This window comes from Corynebacterium sp. HMSC14H10 (assembly GCF_001807105.1).
In the GTDB taxonomy this organism is placed as follows: Bacteria; Actinomycetota; Actinomycetes; order Mycobacteriales; family Mycobacteriaceae; genus Corynebacterium; species Corynebacterium jeikeium_D.
Genome location: NZ_KV787412.1, coordinates 1 through 10,568 on the forward strand (window position 1 = coordinate 1; position 10,568 = coordinate 10,568).

Here is a 10,568-nt window from a genome sequence, read left to right on the forward strand (position 1 = left end):
AAAAGACACACTTTTCTTTACTTAACCCGTCATAGTCGCCTCGATTCTTAAAAAACAAAAACTCCCCAGCCGACTGACTGGGGAGTAACTTTGTACCCCGTACGGGATTTGAACCCGTGTTACCGCCGTGAGAGGGCGGCGTCCTAGGCCGCTAGACGAACGGGGCTTAGAACTTTGCAGTTAGTGAATACATTCAACAATGAACTTCTTCACTGCTGGCCTACCAGGACTCGAACCTAGAATGACGGTACCAGAAACCGTAGTGTTGCCAATTACACCATAGGCCAATAAAGACTGGCGCTTTCACGCTGCCTTTGTACCCCGTACGGGATTTGAACCCGTGTTACCGCCGTGAGAGGGCGGCGTCCTAGGCCGCTAGACGAACGGGGCTTAGAACTGAATCCAACTCAACTGAGCGAGCGAATTCCGCTGGCCTACCAGGACTCGAACCTAGAATGACGGTACCAGAAACCGTAGTGTTGCCAATTACACCATAGGCCATCGCTGCTGAACGCAACGAGGAATAATATAGCCAATTCGCGCTAACAAGAGCAAATCACCTGGTCAAAGCCTCGTTTAAAATCGCGAGTTCCCCACAGCCCACCTCAGCAGTGCGCATAGCTAATGCATAACTAATGCAATGCATATAACTAACGCAGTCCCAGATCGAAAGCCCATTCGATCGCAGCTCAAAGCTGATCCGCCCTTCAGGAGACACTTCGTGGTGAAGCGGCTGGCAAACAGCCGACACACACCAAAAAACCAGACCTGAAAGGCAGGCACCATGACTTCCCCAACAACGACGGCAACATCCGCCCCCATCACGCTCGAGCTGGAGTTCTCCGACATCACGGAGCAAATGAACGGCACCATCGGTCGCGTCATCGGCACTGTCACTATCCGTCAGTTCGCGAAAATCATCTCGGCCCTCAACCTCGACGCCAACCCACGCGTGTCCCCGCACCGGCCGCATCACCGATGCCATCATGGAAACCATCGACACCACGCCGGAGCTCTTCGCCTACAAGTCCAAGGGTGTGCTCCTGGCCTCCACTCAGTTCACCAGTGACGACAATCTCTACCGCTTCACCTTCAGCAACCGTCGCATCGAAGGCATCCTCGACGGCGGTCACAACTCGCTGGCTATCGCACTGTTCGTTCTGGGCAAGCTCACTCCACCACCTAGCCGCAAAATCAAGACGTGGTCCGAAATGAAGGAGGTCTGGTCGGCGCGTACGGGAGAAATTGAGGAATTGCTTGCCGACGAAAGCCTCACCGAGCTCGATGCCCGTGTTCCGGTAGAGGTACTCGTGCCCGGTGCTCGGGACGAGGACACTGTGCAGGACTTCTCCGATGCTCTGCTCGATATCTGTGCCGCCCGCAACAACAATGCGGAGCTCAAGGCGGAAGCAAAGCTCAATCGCGCAGGCTACTTTGACGATCTGAAGCATGCTCTGCCTCAGGGAATTAGCGACAACGTGCAGTGGCGCACCAACGATACTGGTCGACTAAAGGTGGGCGATGTCATCGCTATGGCGTGGATTCCGCTGTCTTGTATTGACCTGCCGAAGGATGCCGACGGGAAGCAGATTGAAGCACCGACCCCCACCAGCCTCTACTCCGGCAAGGCCAAGCTGCTTGACCGCTTCGAGGATGTCATGAGCTCACCGGAGGTCACTAAGCCCAGCACTGAAAGCATCAATGAGCGCACCGAAGAGGTCGTTCTCTACAACGAGAAGGTCCGCAGCGCATTGAACCTCACGTGTGACTTCATCGATATTCTCGAGCGCATCAACGCAGAGCTACCCGATCTCTACAACAAGAGCGGCGGTAAATTCGGCGGCATTGATGCTGTTGACAAGGCCAATAAGAAGAATCCGCGGACTGGCAAGACTCCACAGAAGTACTCGAAGTTCTATCGCCAGCCCATCGGCTACGCGATTCCAGACGGGTTCATCTACCCGCTCGTGTACGCCTTTGCCGCACTGCTCAAGCGAAACGAGGACGGCACGGTCCACTGGGGAACCGACTGGCACGAGTTCTTCAACAACCACATGGGGTCGCTGGTCAAGGACTACCGCGAAACCTCCATGAATATGCTGAACCGCGACCCGCAGAAGGTGGGCAAGGAAGCGGGCTCTTACACGAACCTGCTTCGCTCAGCCCAGCTCGCGCTCTTTACTGAGCAGCAGTAAAAGGAGTGACCTCGAGCGCCTTGCGCAGTCGGCCCAGGCTGCGGCTGCGACCAAGCAGCTCCATGGACTCGAACAGCGGCGGCGATACCTGAGCGCCAGTCACGGCCACGCGCACCGGGCCAAAAGCCTTGCGTGGCTTCAGCTCCAGGTCCTCGATGAGGGCCTTCTGAAGTGCAGCTTCAAGCTTCTCGGTGACGAAGTCCTCTTCGCTGAGCGGCTCCACAGCTGCAATGGTGGCCTCCAGGACAGCGACGGCGTCTTCCTTGAAGTTACGGCGTGCCGAGCGCTCATCGAAGGTGAACTCGTCCTCTTCCACAACTAGGAACTTCGAGAGGTCCCAGGCGTCGGAAAGCGTCTTCACACGGGTCTGCAGCAGCGTTGCCAGGAAAGCGAACTTATCCGCCGGGTAGTCGGCCGGGAAGTCAAAGTGGCTTTCCAGGTACGTGCGCAGACGCTGCTCGAAGTCGTTCGGATCGAGCATGCGGATGTGGTCCGCGTTGATAGCGTCGGCCTTCTTCTGATCGAAGCGAGCCGGGTTGGACAGCACATCGTGGATATCGAAGGCCTTGACCATCTCGTCCATCGTGAAGATGTCCTGGTCGCCGTCCATAGACCACCCCAGCAGTGCCAGGTAGTTCAGCAGACCCTCGCGGATGAAACCGTTATCGCGGTGGATGAAGAGATTGGACTGCGGGTCACGCTTGGACAGCTTCTTATTACCCTCGCCCATAACGAACGGCAGGTGACCGAACTCCGGGGTGAACTTGGCGACACCGATGCGCTTCAGCGACTCGTAGAGAGCGATCTGGCGCGGCGTCGATGGCAGCAGATCCTCACCACGCAGGACGTGAGTGATCTCCATCAGAGCGTCATCGACCGGGTTAACCAGGGTGTAGAGCGGTTCACCGTTGGAGCGGGCAATAACGAAGTCCGGAACCAGGCCGGCCTTGAACTCGATACGACCGCGAACGAGGTCATCGAAGACAATGTCCTCGTCCGGCATACGCAGGCGAATCACCGGCTTGCGCCCCTCTGCACGGAAGGCTTCCTTCTGCTCCTCGGTGAGGTTGCGGTCATAGTTGTCGTAGCCCAGCTTCGGGTCACGGCCGGCGGCCTTGTGGCGCTCCTCAACCTCTTCAGCGGTGGAAAAGGCCTCGTACGCTTCACCGGCGTCAATGAGGCGCTGCAATACATCGGCGTAGATGTCCTTGCGCTGCGACTGGCGGTACGGGCCGTGCGGACCGCCGACATCGACGCCCTCGTCCCAGTCAATACCGAGCCAATTCAGGGCCTCGATGATTGCCTGATAAGACTCTTCGGAGTCGCGAGCGGCATCGGTATCTTCGATGCGGAAGACCAGCTTGCCACCAGTGTGACGGGCATATGCCCAGTTGAACAGGGCGGTGCGGATGAGGCCAACGTGCGGGGTACCGGTTGGCGACGGGCAAAAGCGTACGCGAACATCTGACATGCTTTCCCACGATACCCGCCCTCCCACCTGCAGGCATGCATAGGGTTTGCATAGGGTTACAGAGCCCACTCCCCGGCCACTTCGCCGGCGTATCCGGCGGCGCGCAGCCGCTCAACCCAGCTGCGCAGTGGTGCCTCACCGGTGCCCGGCGCGCCGCGGCCTGGGAAATCGGCAATCTGGACGTGCGCCGGCAGGCTCAATCTTCCAGTCTCCACATCAGTGAGCCAAGCATCCACGTCGACGCCATTAGCTGCAAAATGGTAAAAGTCCGCGAGCACACCAGCACCAGTCTGTTGAGCTAACTCCTCGGCTTGCCACGGATCTGTAATGGGATAATCACTCATCCCGGACAGTGGCTCAATCAACGCGCGAACCCCACTGAGCTCCAGCTGGGCAGTAATCTCAGTCAGTCTTTGCACCTGCAAATCGGTCAGCTCCCCCGAGCGCCCCAGCAGCACGTTCGAGCATTTCAGCCCAGTGGCCCGCGCAATCTGGCTCACTGCCTCCAGGTGCCCCGCGGGCAGCCCATCCGTATCGAGCACTCCTCGCTGCCCCGCTGCCATGTCCCCTCCCCACAGATTCATGGCATAAAGACCAAGGCTGTCGTCAAAGAGGTCGCAAAAACCGGAAACCTCATCGGGTGCGGGCACTGCGAGGTCAAATGGCCACCAGAATTCCACGGCCGCGTAGCCGTCGTCACGCGCGGCGTTGACGGCATCGTGCGGGGACATGTGTGCGTAGACCGTAGAACAGTTAATAATAGTGCTCATGACCAAAACGGTAGTAGTAACTGGTGGCGGCGCGGGCATTGGTCGCGAAATTGCTCTGGCTTTCGCCGCCGATGGCTGGCACGTGCATATCTGCGGCAGGCGTATCGACGCGCTCGAGGCCGTTGCCGCCGAAGCGGACAACATCACTTACTCCAAGTGTGACATCACTGACCCCGAGCAGGTCCGTGCGATGTTTGAGGACGCGCAGGTGGCTACGGGAACCATTGATGTTGCGGTGCTCAATGCGGGGCTGCCCGGCACGCCCGCAGAGTTCGGAGAGACCGACATTGAGGACTTCCGCGCGGTTATCGACACAAATGTGGTCGGCTCGTACCTGTGTGCACGCGAGGCGTTCGCTCGGATGAAGCCGGGGCGTGATGGGAAGGCGGACCAAGCAGGCGGCCGAATCCTGGTCAACTGCTCTATCGCGGCGCAGGTGCCGAGAGCCCATACGGCGGCGTACGCGACGTCGAAAAGCGCGCTTGCCGGAATGACCCATGTGCTTGCCCTGGACGGACGCGAGTATGGCATTACGGCAACGCGCATTGACATTGGCAATGCGCAGACTGACCTGTTGGGGACGTTCACAGGCAGCGAGCCAATGTTCGATGCCAAGCAGGCTGCGGAGACCTTCCTCTACGCCGCGAATCTGCCGGCGAGTGCAGTCATTGATCAGCTGACGATTACCGCTGCGGGTATGCCCTTTTTGGGTAGGGGTTAGCCTGCCCCTTAAACTGGAGCACAACTGGGTTTAGATTGAGGAGGCGGGTTAGGGCTATGTCCATGGAAAACCACCCCTCTCTGGGCGGCGGAAACGAAGAAGAGAAGCCGGAGAATTCTCACCCGTCGAACGACCCTGCAGCGACTCCGAAGCGTTCGACGCGCTGGGATACGTCCCGCCCGACCACCGCTCCGGACTTTTTGCTCTCCCGGGCACACGGCTCCATCCGCACGCAAGGTATTGAAGAGCAGCTTTCCGACCCCTGGCTCGCGGCCGAGGGACTGCACTCGGGCATTCACAAGATGGTGGTCGGCGCATTGCCTTTCGACTTGGACAAGCCCGCCGCCCTGACCGTTCCCCGGGAAGTCATCCGCTCCTCGCAGCCGCTGGAGCCACCCGCGCACTACCGTTGGAACGCACCGAAGCCCCACGCCAACATCGTCGCTTACGATCCCCCGCTCGACGAGCACGCTGAGCGCATCGCCGCAGCCATCCGCACAATCGAGTACTCGGCGCTGGAAAAGGTCGTGCTCGCGCGCGCTGTGGAACTCGAAATCGATCCCCCGATTGACCCGCTCCTACTCGCATCGCGGCTTATCGACGGATCCCCCAACCGCGATGGCTTTGTCGTGGATCTCTCCCCCGCCGGTTCCGATTATGAGGGCAAGTTGCTCATCGGTTCCTCCCCGGAGATGCTGGTCCGCCGTACGGGCGACATCGTTGAGGCGTTTCCCTTGGCCGGGTCGCTGCCGAGGTCCCGGAATGAAGAGGTGGACCGGGCGTCGGCCCGTCGTTTAGCGGACTCGCGCAAGAACCTGGACGAGCATGCCTTCGTCGTCGACGACATCGCCGACAACTTGGCGCCACTGTGCAGTTCGCTGGATGTTCCGGACAGCCCCGAGCTGATGAGCACCGCCGAGATGTGGCACTTGGCCACGCATATCCGCGGTCGGTTGAAGGATCCGTCGCTGTCCGCGCTGGATTTAGCGCTGGTGGTGCACCCGACACCAGCTATTTGTGGCACGCCGACGGAATCCGCCTTCGGCGTTATTCAGGCCGTAGAGACCAACCGCGGCTTCTACTCGGGCGCTGTCGGCTGGTGCGATGAGAATGGTGACGGCGAGTTCGTGGTCTCCATTCGCTGTGCCGAGATCGACACTGAGGGGTCCGTGGCACGACTATGGGCCGGAGGCGGCATTGTGTCGCACTCCGACCCAGAAGAAGAAGTCACGGAGACCAGTGCCAAGATGGGCACTGTGCTCCGCGCTTTTGGAGTTAAGGGCGCTTAGGCCAGGGCGGCGTAGGCCCTAGCAGCTTAAGCCCTAGCAGCTTAAGCCCGCTCCACCGGGTTGGCCAGCTTGCCGATACCCGGGATCTCAATCTCGATGCGGTCACCCGGGAACATCGCAGCGGTACCGGCCGGGGAGCCGGTGCAGATGACATCACCCGGCAGCAGCGTAATCGAGGCAGTGATGAACTCGATGATTTCCGGGATGGACATAATCATCTGGTTGGAGTTGGAGTCCTGCTTGGTCTCGGTAACACCCTCATGAGTCAGGTGTGCCTTGATTGGCAGCTCGTTGTAGTCCAGCTCCGTCTGGATCCACGGACCAAGCGGACAGAAAGTATCGATGCCCTTTGCGCGCGCCCACTGACCATCGGCAAACTGCAGGTCGCGGGAAGAAACATCATTGACGATGGTGTATCCGAAGATCACATCGTGAGCGTTTTCCTTCTTGACGTTCTTGCACGGCTTACCAATAACCAGTGCCAGCTCGCCCTCGAACTCGACGTTAGTGGCGAAATCCGGAATGCGGATTGGCGCTTCCGGGCCAATGACGGCCGTCGGCGGCTTAATGAACATCGTCGGCGGCAGCGATTCTGCCGACTTCTTGAACACCTCGGCGACGTGGTCAGCGTAGTTACGACCAATAGCGATGACCTTCGACGGCAGCATTGGGGCGAGCAGACGTACGTCGGCAAGCGGCCAGGAACGGCCTGTCTTATTCAGCTGACCGAAAGGGTGCCCTTCGATTTCGTGCAAAGTAACTTCATTGCCTTCGCCCTCAACGAGCGCGAAGCACATGCCCTCTGGGTGGGCGATTCGAGCAATACGCATAAAAGTAGGGTACACGTCACATTGCGATAATTATGCAACGACCCCCACTCTCTATACTCTGCGCTCTAAACTCCGCGGGATTCCTGCGCAAGCCACACCAGCGCGCAGGCCAGCGCATCGTTGAACGCATGATGGGCCTTAAAACGGGGAATGCCGTACTTGTCGCACAATGACCACAACCGCAGCTCATCACGGACCGGCTCGCGGTTGGCTCGCAGAATCGCGTCGTACTCGCGTGTCATAGTGTCCGCCACCGGCACATCAAAGCGCGCATCGAAGTACTTCCGGCACAACGGATCTAAGAACCCAACTTCCATCCGCGCGTAGTGCGCCAGCAACTTCCGTCCCCGTAGAGCTTCTAACAGCTTGCCGACGGCCACCTCTGCCTCTACCCCGGTTGCGACCATGTCGTCGGTAAGCCCATGCACCGTCGCCGACTCGCCGACGCTCACCTCCTCGCGCTCTGGGCGAATAAGAAGGTGACCCGACTCTTCCAGCACGATGTCGCGGCCTTCGACGGCAACCCAACCGATGGAAAGCAACTGATCCTTGGAAGGATCCAGACCGGTGGTTTCCACATCGACCGCGAGCCAAGCATTGTCGCGGATAGGTGCGTCCAAGAGTTTCTTGCGGGGTTTGAAAAACTTCAACATTGCGCGCTCACACAGCTAACTCACACAGCTAAACTACGACATCGCCCGGATGGGATATTTCGCCCCGAGACTCTGCTGCAACTTGCGGATAACACCAAACGCATCGCGCAGGTGCTCGCGTTCCAGGCTGGAGAGACGCTTCGGGTAGATGTGGTTATTCGGCTGCTCGCCAGCGTTGAACTGGGCCTGCTGGTGATGAAGCTGCACCGTGCACAGGAACTCGAACGCATCCGCCAGATCCTGCGCACCCTGACGGCTCACGCTTCCGGCACCCGCACTCGCCGCCAAGCGTTCACGTGTGGACAGCTGCGGCAGCCCGGCCGCCACAGTAAATAGGCGCGCCATCTGCACCACAGCAGCAGTTCCCCCCTTCTTGATGTCCAGGGTCTCTGCGTGCTCGCCGCCCTTCTCCAGCACCAGGCCACGGAAGAAGCCGAGCGGCGGCTCCCGCCAGGCCGAGAGCTTGGCCAAGTGCGCGTGCAGGCGCTGCGACCCCTGGGCCAGCGGCAGGTAGGCCGCACGAAGGCCCTCCACCAGTTGCACATCGCCCGCTACCGCTCGCATGTCGAAGAAGGTCTGTGCATGTAACAGGGCCTCCGCCTCCGGTGCCGTAATCCACCCGTGGAAAGTGCGCAGCCACTGCGACTTGGTCATCCGCCACGCAGGATTGCTGGCCATCATGGCCCCTGGACAGAGCGGATAACCGACTCGGTCGAGGTTGGTGCAAATCTCGTCGCTAAGCGCGGCGAAATAGTCAGCATGAGCGTCGGCGTCGTAATCGTCGGCGAGGACCAGCGCATTGTCCTGATCGGACGCGAGCCCCATCTCTCCGCGCCCATGCGAGCCCAGTACTGCAAAGGCATAGCTAACCGGTGGCGGCCCAAGCTTTTCCTCCGCAAGCGCCACCAGGCGTCGGGTGACAGCATCGGCCACGGCGGTCAGCAGCTTGGCGACCTCCTCCCCCGAATCACCTCGGTCAATAAACCGGCCCACAATCCGCCGTGCGTTCTGAGCAATCTCCGCAATCTCGGAGATATCGCTCTTTCGCGCCAGCGTCGCCGTCGCGTACACGGGATCGGTGTGCAGACTGCGCAGGAGGTCGCCAATGACAATCATGCCGACCACCCACGTCCCATCGTGCACCGGCAGATGATGGTAACCGCGCTCGGCCATCAGCAGCATGGCCTCGAAGACCAGCAGGTCGGGACTGATAGTTTCCGGGTTCCCGGTCATCACTTCGCTTACGAGACTCTCCGCCGGCTTGGCTTCTGCCAGCACTCGACGACGGAGGTCACGGTCAGTGATGATGCCGACGAGCGAGCTCTGGTTGGCGCCTGCAGACTCCATCACGAGCAGACTGGAGACATTCCGCTCCGTCATAATCTGCGCCGCCTCTTGTACTGTCGCATCAGCACTGCAGGTCACCAGCGATGTTTCCATCAGGTCCGCAACCCGTGTGCGCAACGACTCCGATGCCGCAGTACTCCGCAGCTTCGATGCCACTGCGCGAATGCGCGCGTTTTCACCGCCGTAATAGCGCCGGACCTCTACGAACTGGTCATTGAGCTGGTCAAAGACCTCCTTGGAGATCACCAGGAATACGCAGTCCTCCACTGCCGTCATCGTGTACAGCGAGGGGTCACTGCTCAGCAGCGTCGAATAGCCGAAATGATCTCCCACATCTCGCCTGTCCAACAGCGTGCCAGCTGGGTCAAAGAGATCCACCATGCCGGAGCGAATAATGAAACAGCTGTTGTTATCCGCACCCGCCCGGATAATCTCCGTTCCACGACGGGCATAGCGCATGGTCAAAAGCGGTGGGATAGTCGCGCGCTCTTCATCGTTGAGGTCCGAAAAGGGGCGAGTATGGCTGAGGAAGTCTGCGATTTCCGCAAGCTCGACGGTCATGGGGTCAATTATCCCCTATTTTTGCTCCCAATAGGACTGATTTGCGGGAATACTCGACCTTATGACCAATTCCACACACAGCGCTTCAATAAATCCCGAATGGCCGCTCGACGCCCACATCCTCGGCAGGATGGACAAGCTCGCGGCACTCGTCGCCACGCTTGACGACGACGCCTTCAACGCAACCCTTCCCATCCCAGCCATTAACTCCCTGGCCGTGCTGCTACGACATGTGACCGGATCCGCGAGGTACTGGCTCGAGCGCGTCTGCCTTGGGCGTGATTATGTCCGTGATCGCGATGGGGAGTTTTCTGCTCATTGCAGTGTTTCGGAAGGGCTGGAGATTTACCACCGTGACCGCGCGGCCATTGAATCCGCGCTGGTGGAGTTGCAAGGCGTGGACCGCGCTGGTGCTCCTGCTGTTATTCCTACCGATAAGGACCGTTGGTGGTGCGGCAGCATCGAAGGCGTGATTGTGCATGTCTTCCACGAGGCGGCTCAGCACCTGGGACATGCGGAGATTACGAGGGATGCGCTAGTGGCAGGACTGGGAGGGGATGATTCCGATAACGGCGCAGGAAGCTCATCCCCATACCCCCTTGACACCATCATCGATGTACTTCGCCAGGTCGGACATGCGTCGGACTTCATCGAGCACACCGCCGACGGTAAGACTCACATCACTACCGTCGATGGCAAAACTGTGATTGCCTAGCCCTCTCCCCCCCCCC

At 59.6% G+C, this 10,568-nt stretch carries 10 protein-coding genes and 4 tRNA genes; 5 read left to right on the top strand and 9 right to left on the bottom strand.

The features are described 5' to 3' along the window. Positions 1 to 93: 93 nt before the first annotated feature. The 4 genes from HMPREF3135_RS02460 to HMPREF3135_RS02475 form a co-directional block, all read right to left on the bottom strand. A tRNA-Glu gene (locus HMPREF3135_RS02460) sits at positions 94 to 166 on the bottom strand. A 49-nt stretch (positions 167 to 215) separates the two neighbouring features. Beyond that, a tRNA-Gln gene (locus HMPREF3135_RS02465) sits at positions 216 to 287 on the bottom strand. Between the two features lie 30 nt (positions 288 to 317). Next, positions 318 to 390: transfer RNA gene (locus HMPREF3135_RS02470), tRNA-Glu, on the bottom strand. Between the two features lie 39 nt (positions 391 to 429). Then, positions 430 to 501, bottom strand: a tRNA-Gln gene (locus HMPREF3135_RS02475). A gap of 283 nt (positions 502 to 784) precedes the next feature. Here HMPREF3135_RS02475 and HMPREF3135_RS11360 point away from each other — a divergent pair. Then, positions 785 to 1,069, top strand: a complete 285-nt coding sequence (locus HMPREF3135_RS11360; RefSeq protein ID WP_168163230.1) for a hypothetical protein — start codon at positions 785 to 787, stop codon at positions 1,067 to 1,069. Continuing rightward, entirely contained in the window at positions 987 to 2,195 is a 1,209-nt protein-coding gene (locus tag HMPREF3135_RS02480; protein WP_070437836.1) for a hypothetical protein, read from the top strand. Before HMPREF3135_RS11360 ends, HMPREF3135_RS02480 begins: the two co-directional genes overlap by 83 nt. On the opposite strand, the gene gltX is transcribed toward HMPREF3135_RS02480, so the two are convergent. Further along, positions 2,179 to 3,666, bottom strand: a complete 1,488-nt coding sequence (gene gltX / locus HMPREF3135_RS02485) for a glutamate--tRNA ligase (protein ID WP_070437839.1) — start codon at positions 3,664 to 3,666, stop codon at positions 2,179 to 2,181. The two genes, HMPREF3135_RS02480 and gltX, sit on opposite strands and share 17 nt — an antisense overlap. 56 nt (positions 3,667 to 3,722) lie before the next feature. Further along, positions 3,723 to 4,436 (bottom strand): TIM barrel protein, encoded by a 714-nt coding sequence (locus HMPREF3135_RS02490; protein WP_246818296.1) that lies wholly within the window; start codon positions 4,434 to 4,436, stop codon positions 3,723 to 3,725. Between HMPREF3135_RS02490 and HMPREF3135_RS02495 the strand changes: the two genes are divergently transcribed. Next, the gene (locus tag HMPREF3135_RS02495; protein WP_070437845.1) at positions 4,435 to 5,157 is read left to right on the top strand and encodes an SDR family oxidoreductase; all 723 of its coding nucleotides are present in this window, start codon (positions 4,435 to 4,437) and stop codon (positions 5,155 to 5,157) included. The genes HMPREF3135_RS02490 and HMPREF3135_RS02495 overlap by 2 nt on opposite strands. A gap of 56 nt (positions 5,158 to 5,213) precedes the next feature. Beyond that, positions 5,214 to 6,446, top strand: a complete 1,233-nt coding sequence (locus tag HMPREF3135_RS02500) for an isochorismate synthase (protein WP_070437848.1) — start codon at positions 5,214 to 5,216, stop codon at positions 6,444 to 6,446. 41 nt (positions 6,447 to 6,487) lie between these two features. On the opposite strand, the gene HMPREF3135_RS02505 is transcribed toward HMPREF3135_RS02500, so the two are convergent. The 3 genes from HMPREF3135_RS02505 to HMPREF3135_RS02515 form a co-directional block, all read right to left on the bottom strand. Next, the gene (locus HMPREF3135_RS02505; protein ID WP_005509430.1) at positions 6,488 to 7,276 is read right to left on the bottom strand and encodes a fumarylacetoacetate hydrolase family protein; all 789 of its coding nucleotides are present in this window, start codon (positions 7,274 to 7,276) and stop codon (positions 6,488 to 6,490) included. A gap of 65 nt (positions 7,277 to 7,341) precedes the next feature. After that, on the bottom strand, positions 7,342 to 7,929 hold the full coding sequence (locus tag HMPREF3135_RS02510) for a 3'-5' exonuclease (protein ID WP_048735364.1): 588 nt from the start codon (positions 7,927 to 7,929) through the stop codon (positions 7,342 to 7,344). Positions 7,930 to 7,962: 33 nt separating this feature from the next. Continuing rightward, positions 7,963 to 9,837 carry a DUF294 nucleotidyltransferase-like domain-containing protein gene (locus HMPREF3135_RS02515; RefSeq protein ID WP_070437851.1) on the bottom strand — a complete coding sequence of 625 codons (1,875 nt, stop codon included), beginning with the start codon at positions 9,835 to 9,837 and terminating at the stop codon, positions 7,963 to 7,965. A gap of 61 nt (positions 9,838 to 9,898) precedes the next feature. Between HMPREF3135_RS02515 and HMPREF3135_RS02520 the strand changes: the two genes are divergently transcribed. Continuing rightward, positions 9,899 to 10,552, top strand: a complete 654-nt coding sequence (locus tag HMPREF3135_RS02520; protein WP_070437856.1) for a mycothiol transferase — start codon at positions 9,899 to 9,901, stop codon at positions 10,550 to 10,552. Positions 10,553 to 10,568 lie beyond the last annotated feature (16 nt).